This window comes from Streptomyces sp. R302 (genome assembly GCF_012927245.1).
Classification (GTDB): Bacteria; Actinomycetota; Actinomycetes; order Streptomycetales; family Streptomycetaceae; genus Streptomyces.
Genome location: NZ_JABBGE010000005.1, coordinates 550087 through 572027 on the forward strand (window position 1 = coordinate 550087; position 21941 = coordinate 572027).

Genomic DNA, 21941 nt, shown 5'->3' on the forward strand with positions numbered 1-21941 from the left:
GTGGCCATCTCAACCCGTGACGCAGGTGAGCGCCAGAGCCAGCTGGGACATCTGCACGGGAGTCTCGCGCGATACGGTGAACAACCAAGGGTTGGGCAGCAAGCTCCGTGACGCCGCCCCGGCGGTGGAAGAGGCCGCCGAGACCTATCGGACGGCTGCTCTCACGAGCAGCCTGCACACCCTCAGGGCACAAGACTTCCAGATTGCGGGGGTTCCGAACCGTAAGGTCTCGGACATCGTCTACGAGAGCGGCATGCGGGCCGGCCCAGGCCGGGTGATCTACGAGGAAGTCATGGAAGGCCGTGACGAGGACCTCTGCCCCATGTGCCGCCACAGCGAGGTGTCCGAGCTCGACCACGTCCTGCCCAAGAAGGCGTTCCCCGCACTGTGTGTCGCCCCTGACAACCTCGTCGGGATCTGCGAGTTCTGCAATTACAAGAAGAGCGACGTTACCTCGGACGATGCACGAAGAGTGCTGCTGCATCCCCACTTCGAGAACGTCTCCACGGACGTCTGGCTGGCGGCGGAGGTCATACCCGGAACGAAGGGAGCCCTCAGGTACTTCGTGGACCCGCCGCCCCACTGGGACCCCGTGCTCACCGACCGGGTCCGCAACCAGTTCGAGTTCATGGAAATGGCGACGCGTTACGGCAGCAGGGCCCAGCAGACCCTCAGCGGCATGCGCCGGATCTTCGACACGCAGTTGGAGAAGAGTGGCGCGACCGGACTCATGGCCTACCTGAAAGAGTTGGCCGGGAGCCACCAAGCCGACGACCTGAACGGCTGGGCAGGGGTTGCGTATGACGCCTGGGCCGAAGACGCCGACTTCTGCCGCGGATCGTTCAACGGAACGGGGACGCCGACGGCCAGGGGGAGGAACCTCGGCTTGCGGAACTACAAGATCACATGGGTGCGGAACAACTGCCGCCATACGTCTGCGGTCCGCTACAGCGCGGCGGCGGTCGGGGATTACGCCGACCTCAAACGGGCAGAGGAAGGCGTCACCGACGTCCGGATCGTCCCGGCCAAGTAGTAGGTCACCCCGGCAGCACCTGGAACGACGGGAAGCCGCCACGAACCCTGCGCCGAGCCTTCTGACGATCAGTCGGCCGCCCGCGGTGTTTCCGGACGGCCGACCAGTTGGGGTACCCATGGCAGAACGCACACGTGGCGCCTTCAGCGCCACCTACGCAGATGGTCTGGGATAGATTCGGCTGATCTCCAACTAAGGGGGGCGTGTGCGCCTGGCGAGGTTCTGCGTTCCGGCAAACGATGCCGTACCCGTCGACGAGGACGGATTCCTGCTGGACCCCGAGACGTGGGGCTCGGGATTCACGGCCGGGGGGCGGGCCGATGTTGTCCCCCTCAGCGAGGCATGCGCCACCTCCGCGGTGCTTCTGGGCGAGGCCGGCATCGGCAAGTCACACGCGCTGACCACCGTCCTTGACCCGAGCAGCTCCGCCGTACGCTGGGACGCGTCCGGACGAGTCGATCTCGGACAGGTCTCCCGGTTCGACGACCTGGTCCGCAAAGCCCGGCCTGTCCTCGACAGACTCGATCCCTCTCCATCTGCGCCCTCAGCCCCAGCCACCGGCATCGAGCAGACGAAACCATTTCTCCTGGTTCTCGACGGAGTCGACGAATGCCAGGCCACAGCAAAAGAGATCGCCGGCTGGCTCACCGACCTCGCCACTCAGTACGACTGCTCCTCACTGCAGGTTCTCATCGCCTGCCGCGGCATGGCCTACAACGACATCCTGCGACAGGCAGCCGCCGATGCTTTCGGCATCACAGACGCCCACACCTACACCCTCGCACCACTGCGTCGCTCCGACCTGATCACAGCAGCCACGGCACGAGACCTCGACGGCGACCGCTTCCTCCAGGCGGTGATCGATGCCGACGCCCAGGCACTGGCACGAGCCCCACTGACTCTCCAGCTGCTCCTCGACATGTTCGCCGCCGACCAGGCCCTACCCACCAGCCGCACAGCCCTGTACGCCTTTGCACTTCCGCACGCACTCATGAGCCAGGGAGAGGACCGAGACCCGGACGGCCTTGAGGGAACCCAGGAGCAAAGGTTCGCCGCGGCCGCCCGCCTCGCCTGCTACTGCCTCCTCACCGGTGCAGCCGGCGTCAGCAAACGACGCCGGCCGACCCCTGACGCCCATTTGCTGTCCATCGACACGTTCCTCGGGGCCGAGGAAGGCACCTCCCAGGGAACCTTCGTCATCGAGCGCCCGATCATCGAGAGCGTCCTGAACAGTCCCTTGTTCGCCAGCCACGGCCCCGAAGCGGCAGGGCCCGCCCATGCGTCCATCGCCGCCTACCTGGCCGCCCGCTACCTCGCCGACCACAGTCTGCCCCGGGAACAGCTGCACGCACTCTTGCTGTACCAAGGCGAGATCGGCGAGCCAGGCATCCCAGCAGACCTGCACGAGCTGGCCGCCTGGCTCATCGCCCTACGCCCCGAACACGGACCTTGGCTGATCGGGGCCGACCCCGAAGCCATCGCCTCCTACAGCTCCTACATCGACGACGAGCACTGTCGAGAAGCGATGGTCGACGGCTTGCTGCAGCAGATCAAGCAGAAGTCATCCCGCCACGGGCCCTGGTGGAAGGCTTCGAGCCTCAGCCACACCGGCCTGGCTGCCCAACTGAGACGCGTTCTCGACGACGCTGTACGTCACCCCGATCAGACACCGGCCGACGAAACCGAGTTCGTCCTGTCCTTGATCGCAACGAACAACCTCACCGAGCTGCTCGGCGACGTGACGAGCATCGCCCTCGACGCCAGGCAGTCGCACGTCCTGCGCCGCTATGCCGTCCAGGTCGCCGACATGCTCGACCGCGAGGCCGCAGCCCCAGCACTCACGCCACTGCTGACAGAACTCGCGCAGCACCCCGAACGCGACCCCCATGACTCCCTACGCGGTGCCGTCCTGGAAGCATGCCGCCCCTGGCTGGGAACGGCCGAGCTTCTCGCAGCCCTCACACCGCCGCAGACCTCCATGAGCCTCTACACACGCTTCTGCCACGAACTGCCACTCACCCTCAACGAAGACGAGCTCGCTCCCTTCCTGGAGTGGGCCGCAGAAAACCAGATTCCTTTTAACGCGCACTGGAGCGCCTGGATCAACGCAGAGGAGATGGCCCAAGCGCTTGCGGACCGCGCACTGGCCGGCCCGTCCGCGGAGGATCACCTTCCCGCACTGGCGGCATGGTTGCGCCCCTACCTGCGCACCTACCCCAGCCTGGCGGTCCCGGCACCCCTATGCACGCCGCCAGACGACGGCAAAGCACACGCACAGGCACAGCATCTGCGCCGCGCCCTCGTCGCTCAGCTCATCGACATTGCTGCGGACTCCGAGGACGCCTACCTTCTGGCCGAGGGATGGCGCGAGCCCCGCAGGCACGCCTCGCGGGCCTCTGGCGCCGGCCGAGTGTCCGACGGAGAAGGTCCGCACGAGGACCGCAGCAGCCTCCTTGACGCCGACGATCTTGTTTGGCTCATCGAGCTGGAAGGAGGCCTGACGGACGCGAAGGCCGCGCACGTGTGGCCCGCCCTGCGCTTTGTATGGAGTCTCGCCTCCTCCACAGACACCGGCCAGGAGACCGCCTGGGCCACGCACAAGACCAGAGTGTGGAAGGAGGTGTTCGCTAGTTCGTTCGACGCCATGCCTATCGACGGGGAGGCCGCCGACCGCTCCAGGAACAGGATGGCCAAGCGCCGCCCGGGCCCTCGCGAGTGGGAAGGCTTCGCCGAATACGTGACTGCCACCTGCGATTTCCTCACGCAAGCCGAGACCGGCGATGCCGCGAGTTTTGTGTCCCTGTGTCGCAACCTCCTGCACAACCCGGACACAGGGCAGTTCACTTTGCAGCTCTCGGGCAATCTCCTCGACGCACCCGGCACCAGCATCCTCCCCACCGATCACGAGCCCCGCCTGCGTGAGGCAGCACGCCGCTTCGCCGCCGAGTCCCTGCCGGCCGACGATAGTTGGATCGGCACCCCCGACATTCCCGGGCGCCCCTGGGCGGCGGTGCTCGCCTTCACCCTCCTGCTCGACAGCGACACAGCGCTAACCGCCATTCCCCCCGAGCAGTGGCGGGCCTGGGCCCCCACCCTGCTGGCCTTTCCTTCTGCGGACAACAGCGCCAGAAACACCCTGCCCCGCGCACGGCTGCTGGAACGAGCCCTCCCGCACGCTTCAGACGAGCTCACGAGCACCTACCTGACCCTCGCCCGCACCTCCTACGAGGAGCAACGGCACTTTGTCGAACTCGACCTGGCGGAAAGCATCTGGACGCCGGCGCTCGAGACAGCATTGGTGAACCTGCTGACAGATCTCACCCAGCAGGCGCACCAAAAAGCCCCTCACCCCGCCACAGGACCCGAAGGACACAACGCCCTGGCTTCCCTGCTGTCCCGGTTGCTGAAGCACGCGACACCCGACACCCGCCGGGGCGTCCTGACTCGCTTCGGCGAGCCTCTGGCCACCTCCAGCCCCACACGCGACGCCCGCCTCGATGCCGTCTACCTAAGCGTTTTCCTCACGGAGACACCGACAGAGATCTGGCCGACAGCCCACCAGCGACTGCGCAGCGATCCCAGCATCGTGGACAGCGCTACCGCCCGCATTCTGCACACCCACAGCACAGCGCCCTGGGTCGCGAAGCTGCCCACCCAAGCCGTGGGCGAACTCGCTGGCACCCTCCTCAACGCCTACCCGCCCACCGACGCTTCCGCCACCGGCCCGCGATCACACCGCAGTGGAACAGAGCGCCGTGACGCAGTACTCGACCACCTGTCCTCCCGGGGAACGGCCGAGGCTGTCCGCCTTCTGCGTGAACTGCACAGAGAATGGCCCGATGCCAGCATCGTCCAGAGACTGATGCACGAAGCGCAGCGCACCTATCGAGAGCACTCATGGGGCCGGCCCAGTGCGGCCGAACTCAGAGCACTGGTCCAAGACCCCCGTCGACGACTGATCAAGGACGGCGCCGACCTGCTGGACCTGGTTGTCTCCCTCTTGAAGAACATCCAGCACGACCTCACGCAGGGAACACTGCCCGCAACGATCTTCTGGAACGAAACCGAGCTGGAAACCCTGCCTGGCGGCCAGAAGAGCAAGCAACGGCTCCGGTTCCCCAAAGACGAAAACCTGATCTCCGACTACCTCGCCTACAGCCTGAGGCAAAGCCTTGCTCAGAGCGGCATCCTCATCGACCGTGAGGTGCAGATCAACCGCAACAGTAAAGGCGCTGGCGACCGCATCGATCTCCTCCTGCAGGCCCCCGCCCAGGCCGACCCCGCCCACGCACCCCGCCTGCCCGACGCGCCCCTCGCCCAGGCGGCCATCGAGGTGAAGGGGAACTGGCACCCCCATCTCAAGACCGCGATGGAGAACCAACTTGTCGACGACTACCTCCCCACGCTGAACACCCGACACGGCCTCTACCTGATCGCCTATTTCCCCAAAGACCAGTGGACGGCTGCCGAGCGCAAGCCACCTGCCGCGGGGCAGACACCACAAGCACTGGGGGACACCTACAACACCCAAGCCGATCAACTCAGCCAAATCCGTGACCTCGACGTCCGTGCCTTCGTACTCGACTGCACCGCACGCAGGTCGGCCCAGCGCAACACCTGACTTCAACCACCCCATCGAAGCAGGGCTTTGCGCCGTCGTGGCCACCGAACGCGACATCCCGCATGACCGACGAAACCCCAGTGAACACCCCTCTCGTTTCGGGGCCTCATCGCTACCAAGACAGCACCGGCCGGACCACGGGCCGATCACGCCCAGGACGCCGGACACCACACTGACCAATGTCACAGCGGCGAGGTAGCGTCAGCGCATGTACATGAAGGCGGAGCCTGACGAGGCATGGGAGAAGCTGCGTGCGAGCCGGGCCGACCCGCCCAGCAAGGCCAGCAGCGGGCAACGCCGGAAGACGTACGTAGCGGCACTGGAACAAGCAGAGCAGATGTTTCGCGCGGCTGCCGTGGTGGGCCCGCCCACTCGCCCCCTGCAGGTCTTCTACGGCCTGAGTCAGGCCGGCCGCGCCATCGCCGCCGCAGCGGTCGACCTCAAGAGCGAGGACTGGCGGCTTGAGGGCCATGGCATCAAAGCCAGCGGCTTTGACAAGCCCTTCGCCGACATCGAGATCCGCACCGACCCCGCCACATCACGGGGCAGCTTCGTTCGCCTGAGCCAACTCCTTGAATCACCGGTCTGGGGCAAGGCAGACCCGGTGCGCCTCGAGGACGTCTGGGACATGCTGCCGGTCAACCTCAAGTACCCGCTCACCGGACGGGACCGTCACCCCGCTCTGCACATGGACGAGCACAGCATGCACGACGACCCCCACTCTGGCATGCAGGCCTCCGTCTGCGACATCCCCGACTGGGTCATCCACGACGGCAGCACGGAAACACTGAACGCCTTCTTCGCGAGATACCCGGGCCTTGACCGGCACCGCGAGTACGACCGCGGACCCCTCGACCCCGACGGGCCGCCGAGCTTCACCCGTTACCGCAACGGTGGCGGGGAAATCGAGGTGAGCTGGCCCCCGCTCCAAGGCCACGCACCCTCCGAGGACGAGCCGTCATACATGCGAAGCCTCACTCGCGGTCACGGCCCGGCGCGCTACTTCGTGCCGTCACTCTCGCAAGAAGGACGCGCACCCCACTTTTTGATGGTCTGGTGGTCGGTGGTGTACACGCTTTCCATGCTGGCCCGCTATGAACCCGCCACCTGGGCTGGACTCATCAGCGTCGACACCAACCCTCACGCCGTTCCCATCGAAAGCGTGCTGAAGCGCGCCATCGACTCTCTCCCCGGCCTCATCCTCGGCGCCATCGAAGAGGTCTCGAACTGACGCTGCAGACGATGAACCCATCAGACGCCGACAGTATGCGCACAGACAGAAGTGATCCCGCTCCATGACCTCATACGCCTTCAAGCTGTCCTACTCGCAGATCAGCTGTTCCGGATGCGGCATCAGCCGCATCCGCGGCGTCGACTGCCCTGACTGCGGCCACCGTCCCCAGCCGTGGGAGATCGACACGGCCGGCCGTGCCCGCCGCGAGGCCGCCGCCCAGGCGCGGGAACTTCTGGCGCAGCCCGTCACCCCGCTGCCCAACGGTCCGCTCGGAGTCCCCGAGACCCTGCACGCTGCCCTCTTCAAGCGCCTCGCAACCTGGTGCAGCGGCTTCTTCACAGCAGTAGCAGAAGCAGCACAGGCCACCGACCATGGAGCGTCAGACCTCAAGGCCCGCGTAGCCGATTTCACCGAACTGCGTGCCATGGTGCACAACACCGACGTCAGACGCCCGCTGAAAGTGCTGCTCACCACCCTGCGTGAGCTGGTCGCCGAGCTGACCTCGATGATCGACGCCTACCTCGCCGCACTCCTGGCCTCCACCCCTCTGGAAGCACAGAAACACGGGACACAGGCCCAAAGCCACCACGACCACGCCGCAGAACTCATCAAGGCAGCCAACACGACGGCCGACGGAGCGCACCTTCTGTCCGCCGAGCGGGACACCGCGCGGATCCAGACGATCCTACTGGCCCGCGCGCTGCGTACCTACCAGGTGCCCGATCTGCTGGCCCTGGACGCAGCAGCCCGGGACCAGCTCCAGGGCGTCACCGGCTCACGAGGCGTCGACGGCTCTGGAGTCATGTTCGCCATCGGGCAGGTCCTGGCCCAGAGCATCTTCGACCCGGAGCGCTTCCGTGAGGTCATGCGCCTCGCCTATGACGTGTTCCGCTCCAACCCCGAGGTCTTGCGGACGCTGGCACAAGAACCGGTCTTCGAAAGCGACTTCAAGCGGGCCCTGCACGAGCTTTTCGACGGATCGATGGAAGCAGTCCACGCCGTCGACCACGCCACCCACTCCCGGCAGGCCGGCCGAGCCCTGCTCGGCGTTGCGATGGCCCAGGTCGAAGGACCGGGCCAGGTCATCGCCTCCGCCCTCCTGCTGGCCTGCGGCCGTAAAACGGCCGCCTACACGAACCTGCGGCACAAGAACGCCACCGAGCTCATCACCGCAGCGCAACAGGAACCAGCCCTGCGCGACCTCCTCGACGGGCTGGACAACGACCTGCGCACCGGCCGTGCCCACGCCCTGGTCCACTACGACGACACGGGTGTGGTCATCGAGCGGAAGAAGAACACCCGCACCGTGGTGTGGCGCGACGTCATCGACGGTGTCTTCCAGGGTTATGAAAGCATCCACGCCTGCCAGCTGGCGCTGTGGCAGGCGATGGGCGAGCTCGGGTTCACCAACTTCGCCACCGAAGACCTCTGGTCCGCACTGGGCCTCACCCCCGAGCAAATGATCACCGTGATGCTGGAGAACTCCAGCTACCGGGACATCGCCATCACACCAGGGGAGAAGCACTGGAAGGTGGAAGCCCGGACCCAATCCACTCCTGCGCTCTCCACTCACCTGGGCCTCATCCGCCTCTACCTGCCAGCTCACGTGGACGAGCTCAGTTTCACCGTGCACCAGAAAGACGAAGTCCACACACTGGCCGGCCCCCTCGCTCCCTGGCGCGATTTCGCGACAGCACCCCAGGACAGCGAGGCGAAGATGATGGCCTACTTCCGAGCCCAGCTCTCATGGACATACGACAACGCCCCCGTCCTCTCCGCCCAGCACGTGCGCCGATGGACCGCTCTGCAGGCCGCGCAAACCATGGACCAGGCACCTGCAGAAGCGATCACCCGCCTGCGCGGCTTCCGGGATCTGGCAAAGTTCGCAGGTGATGAAGAACTCGCCTGGGCACTCACCGGACTCATCCGGCACAAGCGCCTCGGGAAGACGTCAGCCCAGGCAACAGCCGAACTGTCTCGCATGCATTCCTGGTGCAGCCTGTCGGCCGTACTTCCCGAGTGGCTCTGAGCCCGAGAACACAGGAGTGACACAGGCCCCCGCCGCCCCGCGGCACGGTGCGCCCCTGCTGATGGGGGCTGCAGTCCGGGCTCGCCTATGTCCTGGTCGAGGACGCCGGCTCCGGGTACGGCGACGGTAGCCGAACACGACAACGATCAGTCCGCCGCGACCTGCGTCAAAAGCAGACCCGCGGCGCGCCTGCCATCTGCAGGTGCATGGCTGCTGGCTGAATGATGTGACCTCGATCCCCGGTGCTCGTTAGGAAGGCCGAGCCATGCGGCGCGGGCCAGGTGGGCGGACCAGGGGAAGGTCGTCGCGATCCTTGTCGCCAGCGAATGTGCCCGAAGGCAGGCGGCGGTACCTGTGCAGAAGGTCGGCGAGATGCTGGGGGTCAACCTCGACTGCCGACACCAGAGCAGCCAAGAGCTCTGCGCGGGACGTGCGTTCGCCGACTGCGGCGGCCGCACGGACGAGGACGTTGACCCGGGTATCGACGTCGACGGGCCAGCTCACCGATGTCACATGGCGCTGCTGCTGACACAGCAAGTCCAACGGTCCCCCTCAGTGACACCCGACATATATCGAATATATATTGCGCCTCATGGTGATGCTGCTGCAAGACCGTCATACGCCCCGCCCCGTTGGCACCGCTCCTGGGGTGATGCGAGTGGCAGGCCGGACGCTGCAGCCGACGCCGGTGTTCGACAGCTACTGGCGATTTGCCTCAGCTCGGCAGGCGGTTTACGAGGCCCGTCTAGCGGGCCGGCCCCAGCCGTGGACACGGGATCCGATCCTGAGGCAGTACCGCTTCACCAACTGCTACCGCGCGGCCGACCGCGTAAGCCAGAGCCTGATCTCCAAGGTGATCTACCAGGGTTCCCAGGAGTGGGACGAGGTGTTCTTTCGGACCCTGCTGTTCAAGATCTTCAACAAGGAATCGACCTGGCAGCTACTGAACAGCGAACTCGGAGAGGTCCGCTGGGACACCTACGATCACCGCGCCTACGACAAGATTCTTTCCGCGGCGTTCGCCGAGGGTGAGAAGCTGTACTCGGCTGCCTACATCGTCCCGCCGCCGCAGCTGGGGGAGGGGCGCAAGCACCGCAACCACCTGCGGCTGCTGGAGATGATGATGACCACGGGCGCGCCTGCCCGTGTCACGGACGCCACCACCATGCGCGAAGCGTACGAGGTGCTGCTCAGCTACCCGGCGCTCGGGCCTTTCCTTGCGTATCAGTTCACCATCGACCTGAACTACGCCTCCCAGATGCCGTTCTCCGAGATGGACTTCGTCATGCCCGGCCCCGGCGCCCGCGACGGCATCCGCAAGTGCTTCGGGCGCACGGCCGACGGCATCGAGGCCCAAGTCATCCGCTACATGGCCGACACGCAGCAGCAGCACTTCACGCGCCTCGGACTCCCCTTCCACGGGCTCAAGGGGCGCCCCCTCCAGCTGATCGACTGCCAGAACCTTTTCTGTGAAGTCGACAAGTACGCCAGGGTCGCGCACCCCGAGATTGCCGGCATCAGTGGGCGCAGCCGCATCAAGCAGTCGTACCGCCTTGATTCCAAGCCGGTCAGTGCATGGTTCCCACCCAAGTGGGGCCTGAACGCCTGACCTCGTCCGCCACAGGCTTCGCCGCCCTTCTTCTCGCGAGGGAGGGCGGCGAAGCCCTCTGCGAACCCGCAGCCTGGGCGAACCCGCGAAATGGGCGTAGGAACAAGACGCACGTCACGATGCTCGACGGCTCTGAAGCAGTGTGACTTTCCCCGATGCGGCAAGCACCGTGTACGCGGATCCGCGCCAGCAACGAGCGCCACGGGAACGCTCGCGCTACGGCCCGAGGAGAGGAGGCAGGACTAACACTCTCCGAGGCCGAACAGGGGAGGGTGGTCCACAGCATTCCGGATACGGCTGAGCTCGCCTTTCGTGCAGTCCAGCCGTGCGCTGCCGGCCATGACGGTGAGAGTGCCGGGCTTCAGGCCCGCCTGCTGGGCCACCCAAGCACACAGGTGCCCCAGTGCCAGATAGTTGCCGTAGGCGCGGTCGAACATGTAATGGCTGCGGTAGTAGGCCGCAAGATGCACGGACCCCGCAGCGGCGTCGAACTGGAACGAGCAGTGACTCAGGCAGGGGAAATCCCGCGGCTGGGTGTCCAGCGCTGCAGCGCGAACCACGGCCTCCGTGTCCTCGGCCGTGTCCGGCTCCTCCTCGTCGGGTGCCTCGCAATCCAGGACGTGCGCGGTGCCGGCCTCGTACACCGCGCTCCACTTGGCGCTGGCACGCAGCTTGTTCATGCGGCTGATGACCCGGGCGATTTGGTCTACAGGCTCGGTCTTGGCACCGGCGCCGGGGTAGGCGATGAGACGGCCGAAATAGGTTCCATGTGCATTGCGCCGGACCTTGCGCAGCCTCGGGTACAAGTTCTGGTAGCGCTCAGCGAGTTCTTCGTGGTTCTGGCAGGTCTTCGCAAGCCCCACAGGGAAGAGAGTGTTGACGACGGCGTCGATCGGGTAGAGCGGCGCGGTGCGGGCCGAGCGCAGCCGGTCAAGTTCGCCGCGCAGCTGCAGATCCTCCCGCAGCGGCTGCGCAATGCGGACCACGGTGTGAAAAGCCCTGGCTCCGGGGAGCTTCGCGAGCTGCTCGCACGCTCCGAGCCATGCGCGCGAGATGTTGGGGGCGTCGACGGTGAACGTCTGCAACGGATCACTCCTTGTACGGCCAGGTGCGCGGGCTCGGGCGTGGGCGAGGAAGGTCCATCAGGGAAAGCGGTGCTCTATTTGCGGTAGTGGTCGGCGCCTTTGCGGTCCGGTGTGCGGCGGACCGTGACACGGAACAGGCCTGTAGCGCCGGGCACCTCTGCGGTAAGAGTGCAGTCGTCAGCGAGGTGCTCACCCACCCAGACGGCCTGTGCGTGAGCGGCTTCGTGCGGACCGTCTAGAAATGACATCTGGCCACCGAACTCGGGGGCCGCCGAGCTCAGGGCTGCCGGCACATGGTCGAAGCGACCGCCGGGGATCTGCAGTAGGAGACAGTCGCCGGCTTCCGCGTGCACCGTGGCCCGGTGCGCGGCACCGGTAAGTACATGCACGTGGTTGCGGGGCCCGACCGTCATCCCACCAGCGAGTTCGCTCTTTAGAGCGCCGGGAGAGAGCTTGAGCCAGAGGGTCTCCGTCGACCGGTCGATCATCTTCAGCCGCACCAGATGCCGCACGGTGGTGGCGTAGGGCGTTCCCATCCAGCGAGCCATCCGATACACATCGCGCGGGGAGTCTGGCCGAACCAGCCCGCATCGGGACAGCGCAGCGCGCGCGGCGGGTCTGGGCATCAGAAACCAGGATGCGAACGCCTCAGCGTCCCGCTCATGCTGCGGCCACCCCTCACCCCACCGGCCGTGCGCCTGCTGATGGTCGTAACTGGTCTTGTGGCCTAGCCGGTGATGCCCTAGCTCGTGAGCGGCAGTGTGGCGCATGCTCACCTCCTCCAGGCCAGCGTTGAGCAGACAGGCTGGTCCGTTGTCCTCCGGTCCCACATACAGGCCCAGCAGCCCGCCAAGCAACTGCCCCATCACTTCGACGCCTTCGGTGCGCAGCGCGCCGAAGACATCGACGTATCCGTCGCCATGGGTGATCGCAAGGTCCTCGTGCGCCTGGGCGGCCGCGATCATCGCCGTGCCATGGGCGTTGTTCCAGCTCACCGCGCCCGGCCGGGCCGCCGCCGCGGAGCCTGGCCGTCCTGCTCCTCGGCTTCCCGTTTGGCCTGCAGATACTGGATGAACTTCGCGACTTCGATGCGGTCGCCCTCGCTCAGCGGCTGCTTAGTGCGTGGCAGGCCGGCGAACGCGTGCTCTCCGGCGTCGGCAGCCTCGTCCTCGTCGAGAAAGTAGGACACGGACAACCGGTACAGGCGCGCGAGCTTCTGCAGCTCCATCACCTCGACCCGGCGCATGCCACGCTCGATGTCGCTGATGGCCGACCGGACGATGCCGGTCCGCTCGGCCACCTGCTGCTGGGAAAGGCCTAGGTACTCGCGCGTGTCCTTCAGCCGCCGACCGAGCAAGGCGCGCTGTTCCGCTTCGTCCCCGCCACCGGCCTGTGCCCTGTCGATCATTCTTCCTGCTCCTTTGCCTGCATGGTGTCGTACACGGTCTCCGCGAACGCCCAGACCGATCGCAGCGAACGTCCCGCCTCGGCGTCGGCCGGAATGGAGACGTCGAAGCGCTGCTCGATCCGCGTCAAGATCTCCATCACCAGAACCGAGTCGATCGGCAACTCCTGCCCAAGGGCGGCGAGTTCCTCATAGGTCTCCTCGACAGATCGGTCCTGGTGCTGCGCCAGGAGGCTGATGGTGATGTCGACGATCTCCTGGACGGTGTGCGGCGGCATGATCTGAATCCAGCCCCTTCGCGCAACTCCCGGACGAATGGCCCGGCATGACCTACTGTAGAGCGTTGTCGGGAAATCCGACAGCCTTGCCTGAGGATCCATCAAGGGAGTGTGTATGCATCTCGCTCGCTATCAGGAAGCCGCGCTCAAGACGCTGCAGCCCCCCGCCGCCAGCATCGACCCTGTCCTTGTGCCCCTCCTCGGGCTGACCGGAGAGGCAGGCTCCGTCATCACCGCCTACAAAAAGCGCCTGCGCGACGGCGCTGACGCCACACCGTCCAAGCAGCAACTGCGCGAAGAGCTCGGCGACGTTCTCTGGTACATCGCCGCCCTCGCACACCGGCTCGACCTCAACCTCGAAGACATTGCCGCAGCCAGCCTGGAGAAGGCAAAGGACCGCTGGCGCGCCACACCTGCACACGAACGGCTGCGCTTCGACGCCGACTACCCTGCCCACGAACAGCTGCCCCGCAAGACCACCGTCACCTTCACGCCCACCCCCCAGCCTGGCGGGCGAACAGTCATCGTCGTCACCCGCGAGGACGGCGAAAACGCCGGCGACCCACTCACCAGCGCCAGCCACATCGAGGACGACTACCGCTTCCATGATGCCTTCCACCTGGGGCACGCAGCAGTCCTCGGCTGGTCACCCGTCACCCGCTTCCTCCTCGACCGCAAGCGCCGCAGTCGCCCCGGCGTCGACGAAGCAGAAGACGGCGGCCGTGCCATCGCCATCGAGGAAGGCATCAGCGCCCTGGTGTTCTCCTATGCCAGCCGCCACCGCTACTTCGAAGACGTCCGCCACGTCGACCACGAACTGCTCACAACCATCGACCACATGACAGCCCACCTCGAAGTCAACGTGCTGCGCACCGCCGACTGGGAGAAAGCCATCATGACTGGCTACGACGCGTGGCGACAGCTACGCAAGCATGGCGGCGGCAGCCTTGAGCTCAACCTCGATGCACAGACTTTGACCTTCATCGAAAACTGACCAGCCACTATTGCCCAGCCATGACGGAACGAGCACGAGCCCAACGAGGCTACGCCGCCCCGTGCCCCGACAGCCTGTGGCCGATGTCCACGGCATCGTTCTGCGCGCGTGATGTTCTCGCTCCCGGCCAGGATCACGAGGCATTGGGCAGATCAGCTGCGCAGGAGCGCGAAGTCGCCCGACTTCGCTGCCGCTCCAGGGACTGTCCTGATGCGGTGGTCGAGCTGCTCACCCCATGACAACCTGTGAGACCCCGTCTACTGAAAGGACGGCGAAGACACGATGCGAAACGACTCCCGCTCGGCACCGCTCACGCCGGAGGAACGTTGAGGCGATCTGGGATCGTACGGAGCACGCGGCATGTCCGGCGGCGAAGCGCTGGCGCGCCAGCTCGATTCCCAGGCCGGCCGCTGGCTTCCCTCGGTGAACACCCCGCGCGGACTGGCGATCAGGCTTCGCTATCTCACCTGGGACAACCGAGGCGACCAGTGATTACACCAAGCCGGGATCACCGCCACAGAGCGGACCATCGCTCGATGGAACACCGGGCAGCAACGCCCCCGGCCGGCCAACCTGAAGAAGATCGACCGGGCGTTCTGGACCTGCCGCCGCGCCCATCTGGCCGAGTACTACAAGCGGCGCCTGTGGGATGACGGCCGCGGCACGCGCATTGAGATCCACCCGGTCAACCAGAAGCAGGTCGAGTCCAACCGGCGCAGGGAACTCCGCATTCGCCGCATCACCGTACGGAGGCCATGGGTGGCCATCGTGGACGCCTGGAACAGCAACGACTACGCCGCACTCGACGACCTGTGGCAGCGGATCGTCAGCGACCTCGGATCAGACCACAGCGCGTACAGCTACGTATCCCACCTTGGATTCGCCGCCTGATCCCGCCCTGACGACCTGCTGACGAACAACGGGGGAAGCTCCGGCCGCCGACAGACAAGGCGCCTTCCCTCAGTCGGCCCGGAGCACAAGCATCCGTGTGCACGGCAGCGCCTGCCCACCTGTGGTCCGCGACTGCTGCCGGCTACAAGGTCAACTGCAGTCGCGAGCTCGGATCGGCTCTCCCTGCGTAGTTCAGAGCCCGGATACGGTGAGCGCCTCCTTGGTTCCGCACGAATCCGTACGGAACCAAGGAGGCGCTCACGCTCCTGCTAGCCGGCGATGATCATGTTGAAGAACAGCACGGCGGCGGCGAACGCACCGCCGCCGGCGAGGAAGCCGCTCGCCAGGGCGCCGCCGGCGAGGACGGTGAGTACCGCCGCGGCGACGGCGCACAGGATGCCGAGCATGAGGATGACCGCGGCGCGCTGGGTGAGCAGCGGGGGCTGCGGGTTGGCCTGAGGCACTGTCAACTCCTTGTGAGGATCGGTGGTGCGCCTGTGGCTGACGGGCGCGTCTGGTGATGGAGGTATAGGCGAGGACCCGTCACCTCACCCCCTGTGACATGGATCACTGGCCGTGACGAGAAAAACTTCAGCGGAGGCCGGGGGGAGAACCGTCGGCGGCGTCTATGACGTAGATCAGGGCCGCCCAACAGGGCCGCCGGAACTGCTGCGGATGCTAGGGAGCGGATGTGCCGGAAGCGCTCGAGGGCGGCGAGAACAGCGCCTGCACCCCTTCGTGCCCCCTCGAAGCTGAGGATGCCGAGCTCACCCCGGAAGGCCTTGCCCTTCTCGACCAGGACCCCGAAGACCAAGAGGGTTCCGCGGAGCGCCGCCGCCGTCGGCAGCTTGACGGCCTGATCGTCGAAAGGCTGCGCACCGAAGGCTTCGTCGGCAAGAACTACGAGAAGATCGTGGACCGCCTGACGGGGTACGGCTACCACACCATGATCAAGTGGGCTGCGAGCGGGGAGATCTTCCGCAAGGCCCGCCAGGTCGGACGCCCCGTACCGGCTGACAAGATCACCCTCATGTGGACGGCGGAGGACCGGCACGGTGTCTCCGTCGACAGCGTCCTCGGCGGCCTGAAGGTCTTCCGCACCTACGGCCTGATCGAGGGCCGTTGGACCCCCCAGGGTGGAGCGAACCTGGACACCTATTTCCTCGGCGCCGTCATCCGCGCATTCCCCCGCGTCTATATTCGCTGGTTCGACAGCCACCAGCGGGGGCAGGCTGAGCTCGACCACCCGACGGGCGAAGGGGTCAGCGACCCCTTCGCCGTTCCCGACCAGCGTGCCACCGATCCCGTCCACGCCGCGGTGACCCACGACTACGTCGACCGCCTCCTGCCCCTGGTGAAAAACCCCCAGGTACGCGAAGCGCTCGGATGGCGAGCCCTGGGATACACCCAGAGGCAGGCCGCGGATCGCGTCGGTCTGACGGAAAAGGCGCTTGAACGGCGCATCAGCCGAGTACGAGACCAGCTCACCAAGCAGGTCCGCCCGTACGAACTGGGAGAGGGCGGAGCGCGATGAGTGCCTGGAGTGAAGGAGCCATGGACAACGTCACCGAGACGGCCTACGACGACTTCGATGCCCTTCTGGAGGCCTCCAGCCTGGGATCCCCACGGGTGACCGCTGCGATCGGCACCACACCTTCCGACGCGCGCCGACGGTTCGACCACGCCGCCCGCCACCCGCAGCCCCCCACCAGCAAGGCCGAGACCACACCTGGTACCGCAGACCCCTCGCCCGGGCACCTCGTGCCGGCGCTGCGTACGATCAAGCCGGATCCGGTGCCGACTGGACCTGCCGTGCTGTCGGAGATGCACGATCTCGGGAAGGCGGCCTCGTGTTTTCAATTCATTCATTCCGCGTGGCTGCCGGTGAGCACGCTACGCGATGAAGCAGTGTCATCCCCCCGACGACCTCGTGTGACTTCCAGCCTTCGGGACCTGCTGCACGCCGCTGTTCGTGCTGACCTGTGCGCCGAGACAGAGTCGGACCCATGGTCCACTCGGGAGCAGGACGACCTGCTCGACCTCCTCGCGCAGCGATCCGCCACACCCGCCGCACCCGGCTGCAGGATGAACGAGCTGCACGTTCGAACCACGCTCAGGCCTAAAACGGAAGGGTTCCTCATGGCGCCCGGACTTCCCGTTTTCATGGAAACCTGCCATGCCGCGATGTATCAACTGGCGGCGATGCGTGGCTCTGGCGAAGCAATCGGGGAATTCGGAAGAGGAATTCACAGCACTGCGAAGACGCAGAAGTTCACCATCGTGGTACGCGAATCCAATGCCGCGATCCTTCCTCTTCTTGTGACGGACGATGCCGCTGCCGCAAGACGATGGGCCGACGATGCGTGCACACTGCAGGATGAGCGATGGCTGCAGAGCAGGCGCCCTCCTGCCCTTGCCATGTTCCGGTGGCTGAACGAGGATCCGTATGCGCAGCTCGACGGGCACGTGCAGCCTTCCCGGCTGACCAGCCGCATGGAGCGGGTGAGGTGCGCGTTGGCGACATGGGCGGCAACGCTCAGCGGAAACTCACAGCCCAATAACCCCTTCCCCGGCGGGTTGCTCTCCACCCATCACCGCATCGCGCAGCACCACCGACAGGATCCAGAGCACCTGCTGCACGTGTGCCGTCTACGAGCGCCGCTCACCCACGACTTGCGGCGCAGACTGGACGACAACAAGCATGCGCACACACTGGAGTTTCTGTGGGCAGCGACTACCGAGCTTCCGTTCACCGCCGTGGAATTGTCCTGCACCGGAGCATCTGAGGAGCAGTCGGAGACGCTGTGGACACCGCCCCTTGGTCGGCCTACCCCACAGGATGTGAAAGAGAAGCACACAGGCCTTCTGGCCAGCCGGCGAAAGCCGCCCCGTCCCACAAGTGCGTCCACCGGTTCACGAACTGTCGAGACGGAGACGATCGACGGCCTGCTCCACCTCGGTACGTCCCTAGAGACACTGCCTGTACCCACGCGCTTCAGGTACAAGGAGGCGGATCCCTATGCAGTAGAGACGGTGTTCAGGCAGGGGGATACCAACATCACCTGGACGTTCGCCAGAGACCTGCTGAGCGAAGGTTCGCAAGCAGCCGCAGGCGAGGGGGACGTGAAGGTCTGGCCCAACGACAGTGCCCGAGGCGGAGCCCGCATCTTCATCGAGTTGAGCCCCCCTTCAGGAACAGCTCTCGTATCCTTGCCCAGGGCTTTCGTCGAGGATTTCCTGGACCAGATCACCAGCATCGTGCCTCCTGGTACTGAGCACACCTACGTCAGCTCTACCTTGAACGAGCTCGAGCGGAGAATGAATCAGCTCGCCGGGCACCCCGGCAGCGGTGAGTGATCAATCCAGCAGCTGTGAGGGCTCTTGGAGGCTGCCGGCGCAAGATGTCTGTGTTGATCGGACGCGTGCCAGAGACACGAGAACCGCAGAAGGACTGGCGCGGTGTCCGAGACAGGGGCGCATCAAGCGACGGCAGCCCTGCCGGCACGGTCTACACACTCATGCCAGATGGCCGCAGCACGAGTCCGATGACTACCCCATGCTCAGAGACATCCTGCGACGCGGCGCCAGGTCCGGTCTCCAAGCCGTCATTCGCGGCCTGGAGACCGGACCTGGCCGTTCAAGAAAGAAGCGCTGACGCTTCGCCGAAGGTCATGGCGTACCCCATGCGCGCAATGCGCTGAGAACAGCGTCGCTTTCCAGTTCGTGGCCCCGGTCCAGGCGCTTGAGGAGAGCGGTGGAGTTGTTGAGACGGTCGGGTCAGTACAGCTCGGGCGCCAGGCAGGTGGGGCAGTCGCTCACGAAACAGAAAGGAGCGAGAGAGACAGGCTGCTCCTGTGGCGTGACGATGTAAAGACGGTCGTCGGCCAGCGGGTGCGCCGTGTCGAAGGTGACGGGAGCGATGTCGGGGCGGCCTTCCAGGGGGAGGGGCCTGAGGGCGGATCGCCGGGCGCTGTCTTGCCGTTTGGCCCATGGCCGCTTGCAGCCACAGGCCGATGCGTCAACGTTGCTCCGATATCCCCCTGTTCAGGGGAACCGTCACGCTGGGTGTTGCTAGGAGCACACCGGCGTCCTCAAGATGATCTACGAAGCGGGGCCGGGCAGCCCCGGACCTGACCTGTGGTGCTGTGTCGTGCTCGAGTCCCGCATGCGGCGGGTACGCCACGCGTACTGATCTTGGCTTTCCGCGCAGTCCTACATGGGGGAGTACAGCGATGCCCTGGCCGCAGCTTCGTACCTGTCAGCAGGAAGCCTTCGACCAGTACATGGCCGACCGTAAGTACAAGCGTGAATGGCTGGCCATGCTCACGCCCGGGGCCGGGAAGACCATCTTTGCCCTGTACGTGGCTGCGACCCTCAAGCAGATGGGCGTCATCTACCGGGTCGCCGTCTATGTTCCCAGTGACTCCCTGCGCCAGCAGTGGGCCGACGTCGCCTCCGTGTTCGGCCTCGAACTCCTGCCGGTCAGGTTCCCCTCCGACTACAACGACCACGACTCCGACGGCTTCGTCGCCACCTACGCCCAGATGAACCCCGCGGGTGCCGATCGTGCCGCCCGCGCGATCACCTCCGCGCCGACCCTGGCCATCCTCGACGAGGTCCACCACCTCGGCGACGACAAGACCTGGGGCGCCGGAACCCAACGCGCCCTCGCCCACGCCGAGAACATCCTCATGCTCACCGGCACGCCGTGGCGCTCCGATGACGCCCGCATCCCCTGGTGCTCCTACGACGAGGAGACCGGCCGGGTCCAGGTCGACTTCGCCTACGAGTACGGCAACGCCGTCGCCGACAGCGTCTGCCGGGCCGTGGAGATCCACGCCTACGACGGCCAGGCCCGCTACCTCGACAACGCCACCGAGGTCACCAAGTCCCTCAAGGACACCAGCAAGGGCCGCGAGCTCGGCAAGATGTTCAACGCCGTGTTCGACCCCGCCCAGCAGTGGACGCCCATGCTCCTGGAGAAGGCCCACCGGCTGCTCGTCGACCGCCGCCGGGATGTGCCCGATGCCGGCGGCCTGGTGGTCACCGACAACAAGGAGACCGCCAAAGCGATCGCCACGCTTCTGACACGGATCAGCGGCGAGGAACCCACCGTGGTCATCAGCGAGGACGAGGATGCCGTCGCCAAGCTCGACGCGTTCCGCCACGACGGATCGAAACTCTGGCTCGTAGCCATCCGCATGGTCTCCGAAGGCGTCGATGTTCCCCGCCTGATGGTCGGCTGCTACCTCAGCCGCTGGAAGACACCCTTGTTCTTCCGCCAGTACGTCGGACGCTTCGTCCGTACCCGGGCCGAGTGCCCGCCCCACTACGACGCGCACATCATCATCCCGGCCGTGTCCGTTCTGATGGAACTGAGCACCGAGATCGAGCAGGAACTGCGCGACCAGCTCGACCGGTTCGACGACGACGAACTGGACGCCGACGACGACACCGGACCCGCCGGCCGTGAGACCGCCGCATCCATCCCTGAACAGCGCCAGGAAGCCGCCGCACAAGCCGCCGCACAAGCCGTCGCCGAGCAGGCCGAACTCTTCGACATCGACGGCAACCCCACCTGCGAGACTGACCGGGCCTCAAGGGACACCGTCATCCTGGAAGCAGGCGGCGCAGCGTTCTACCGGTCCGACCGCCGGGGCATCGGACAATCAGCCGAGATCTACCTCCCCGGCCACCAAGCCTGCATCGACCACAACATCCCCACCACCTACGCCCGCAACATGGCCGAGCTCCTCGTCAAGCAGCGGCCAGCACCGCCAGACACGAGTGCGCCGGCCACGACTGCGACACCGGTCCTGCCGGCCTACAAGAAGAAGGACATGATCCGGGCGGAAGTCGACCGGCACGTCGACCGCCTGGCCCGCATGCAGAGCCGACGCGTAGGAAACGACAGCAAGCAAGAACGAGGAAGGCGACAGGTAACGATCAATACCGATCTGATGCGACGCTTCGGCGCCAGGCCGGACTGCACAACCTCTACGCTCAAACGCATCCTCGACCACCTGGCCACGGAGATCCGAAAGGAAGCAGCTCGTGACCTCACACGACACGGAAAACCCCGGGTCAGGTGAGCTGAGAGAACGCGGGCAGCTCGTTGCGTCCCTTGGCTCCTCGCTCCGGTCCGGCGCCAGCTCACTCGGCACCGTCCCCAAGCTCCTGGAACAGCTGCTCACCACAGGCGGATGGAAAGACTTCGTCACCAGGCTCGGCGATCACATCACCTACGACGACGACGAGTTCGCCGAGTTCGTCGAGACCCTCCCTCTCCAGGGCCTCGGCGCCGACCTCGGCGTGGTGGAGCGCCTGATCGGCCCCCGCCCCGACCTCCTGGCGATCCTCTACGAGCTGACACCCCCGAACAGCCCGGGCCGCCCCAAAAAAGCGAACAATGTACAGAGTTTCTGTGACGCCGCCGAGCACGCCGACCAGACGCTCCCGCTGCCGCCCGCCCGCAGGAAGGTTCCGACAGGCAACAGCGCCGAGAACATCATGCGCAAGCTCGCCAGGGAACGCCCCGACCTGCTCCAGGAAGTCACAGAAGGCCGCATGAAGCCCTACACGGCAGCCGTCGAGGCCGGATGGCGCAAGCCTCAGACGACCATCGCGCTCAACGACCCGGCCGCCGTCGCACGCACGCTCCTGGACAAGCTCGGCGCCGATCAGGCCCAGCAGGTGTGCAGTGCGCTGACCCAGCTGGTAGCCGAGCAGAGCACCAGCACCTAGCGACACCGCTCCCCAAAC

Annotated in this window: 17 protein-coding genes; 12 read left to right on the forward strand and 5 right to left on the reverse strand. The window is 66.0% G+C overall.

Annotation, left to right across the window (positions count from 1 at the left end; genetic code table 11):
- Nucleotides 1-91 precede the first annotated feature (91 nt).
- The 5 genes from HHL19_RS18750 (at nucleotide 92) to HHL19_RS18770 (ending at nucleotide 10526) form a co-directional block, all read left to right on the forward strand.
- The gene (locus HHL19_RS18750; RefSeq protein WP_169090997.1) at nucleotides 92-1033 is read left to right on the forward strand and encodes an HNH endonuclease signature motif containing protein; all 942 of its coding nucleotides are present in this window, start codon (nucleotides 92-94) and stop codon (nucleotides 1031-1033) included.
- Nucleotides 1034-1238: 205 nt separating this feature from the next.
- On the forward strand, nucleotides 1239-5654 hold the full coding sequence (locus HHL19_RS18755; protein WP_169090999.1) for an NACHT domain-containing protein: 4416 nt from the start codon (nucleotides 1239-1241) through the stop codon (nucleotides 5652-5654).
- Between the two features lie 208 nt (nucleotides 5655-5862).
- Entirely contained in the window at nucleotides 5863-6885 is a 1023-nt protein-coding gene (locus HHL19_RS18760; RefSeq protein ID WP_169091001.1) for a YaaC family protein, read from the forward strand.
- 64 nt (nucleotides 6886-6949) lie between these two features.
- Nucleotides 6950-8917 carry a hypothetical protein gene (locus HHL19_RS18765; protein ID WP_169091002.1) on the forward strand — a complete coding sequence of 656 codons (1968 nt, stop codon included), beginning with the start codon at nucleotides 6950-6952 and terminating at the stop codon, nucleotides 8915-8917.
- 592 nt (nucleotides 8918-9509) lie between these two features.
- Nucleotides 9510-10526: a nucleotide kinase domain-containing protein gene (locus tag HHL19_RS18770; RefSeq protein ID WP_206325806.1), complete on the forward strand. Its 1017-nt coding sequence runs from the start codon at nucleotides 9510-9512 to the stop codon at nucleotides 10524-10526.
- 242 nt (nucleotides 10527-10768) lie between these two features.
- Here HHL19_RS18770 and HHL19_RS18775 read toward each other — a convergent pair whose 3' ends face one another.
- The 4 genes from HHL19_RS18775 to HHL19_RS18790 all read right to left on the reverse strand — a co-directional run bounded on the left by HHL19_RS18775 (nucleotide 10769) and on the right by HHL19_RS18790 (nucleotide 13294).
- On the reverse strand, nucleotides 10769-11611 hold the full coding sequence (locus tag HHL19_RS18775; RefSeq protein WP_169091004.1) for a hypothetical protein: 843 nt from the start codon (nucleotides 11609-11611) through the stop codon (nucleotides 10769-10771).
- Nucleotides 11612-11685: 74 nt separating this feature from the next.
- Nucleotides 11686-12606 (reverse strand): ImmA/IrrE family metallo-endopeptidase, encoded by a 921-nt coding sequence (locus HHL19_RS18780; protein WP_169091006.1) that lies wholly within the window; start codon nucleotides 12604-12606, stop codon nucleotides 11686-11688.
- Nucleotides 12603-13019: a helix-turn-helix domain-containing protein gene (locus tag HHL19_RS18785; protein ID WP_169091008.1), complete on the reverse strand. Its 417-nt coding sequence runs from the start codon at nucleotides 13017-13019 to the stop codon at nucleotides 12603-12605. Before HHL19_RS18785 ends, HHL19_RS18780 begins: the two co-directional genes overlap by 4 nt.
- Entirely contained in the window at nucleotides 13016-13294 is a 279-nt protein-coding gene (locus tag HHL19_RS18790) for an acyl carrier protein (protein ID WP_169091010.1), read from the reverse strand. Before HHL19_RS18790 ends, HHL19_RS18785 begins: the two co-directional genes overlap by 4 nt.
- Nucleotides 13295-13409: 115 nt before the next feature.
- Between HHL19_RS18790 and HHL19_RS18795 the strand changes: the two genes are divergently transcribed.
- The 3 genes from HHL19_RS18795 (at nucleotide 13410) to HHL19_RS38165 (ending at nucleotide 15179) form a co-directional block, all read left to right on the forward strand.
- Entirely contained in the window at nucleotides 13410-14288 is an 879-nt protein-coding gene (locus tag HHL19_RS18795; RefSeq protein WP_169091012.1) for a nucleoside triphosphate pyrophosphohydrolase family protein, read from the forward strand.
- Between the two features lie 360 nt (nucleotides 14289-14648).
- Nucleotides 14649-14780, forward strand: coding sequence for a hypothetical protein (locus HHL19_RS38160; RefSeq protein ID WP_277349250.1), 132 nt, complete (start codon nucleotides 14649-14651; stop codon nucleotides 14778-14780).
- A gap of 267 nt (nucleotides 14781-15047) precedes the next feature.
- On the forward strand, nucleotides 15048-15179 hold the full coding sequence (locus tag HHL19_RS38165; protein ID WP_277349249.1) for a hypothetical protein: 132 nt from the start codon (nucleotides 15048-15050) through the stop codon (nucleotides 15177-15179).
- Between the two features lie 269 nt (nucleotides 15180-15448).
- On the opposite strand, the gene HHL19_RS18805 is transcribed toward HHL19_RS38165, so the two are convergent.
- The gene (locus HHL19_RS18805; RefSeq protein WP_240981728.1) at nucleotides 15449-15643 is read right to left on the reverse strand and encodes a hypothetical protein; all 195 of its coding nucleotides are present in this window, start codon (nucleotides 15641-15643) and stop codon (nucleotides 15449-15451) included.
- A gap of 227 nt (nucleotides 15644-15870) precedes the next feature.
- Between HHL19_RS18805 and HHL19_RS18810 the strand changes: the two genes are divergently transcribed.
- The 4 genes from HHL19_RS18810 (at nucleotide 15871) to HHL19_RS18825 (ending at nucleotide 21923) form a co-directional block, all read left to right on the forward strand.
- Nucleotides 15871-16713, forward strand: coding sequence for a hypothetical protein (locus HHL19_RS18810; protein WP_169091016.1), 843 nt, complete (start codon nucleotides 15871-15873; stop codon nucleotides 16711-16713).
- 20 nt (nucleotides 16714-16733) lie between these two features.
- Nucleotides 16734-18536 carry an SsgA family sporulation/cell division regulator gene (locus HHL19_RS18815; RefSeq protein ID WP_169091018.1) on the forward strand — a complete coding sequence of 601 codons (1803 nt, stop codon included), beginning with the start codon at nucleotides 16734-16736 and terminating at the stop codon, nucleotides 18534-18536.
- A gap of 875 nt (nucleotides 18537-19411) precedes the next feature.
- Complete coding sequence (locus HHL19_RS18820; RefSeq protein WP_277349248.1) at nucleotides 19412-21271, forward strand: DEAD/DEAH box helicase family protein; 1860 nt, start codon at nucleotides 19412-19414, stop codon at nucleotides 21269-21271.
- Nucleotides 21234-21923 carry a hypothetical protein gene (locus tag HHL19_RS18825; RefSeq protein ID WP_169091022.1) on the forward strand — a complete coding sequence of 230 codons (690 nt, stop codon included), beginning with the start codon at nucleotides 21234-21236 and terminating at the stop codon, nucleotides 21921-21923. The genes HHL19_RS18820 and HHL19_RS18825 overlap by 38 nt, the downstream gene beginning before the upstream one ends.
- Nucleotides 21924-21941 lie beyond the last annotated feature (18 nt).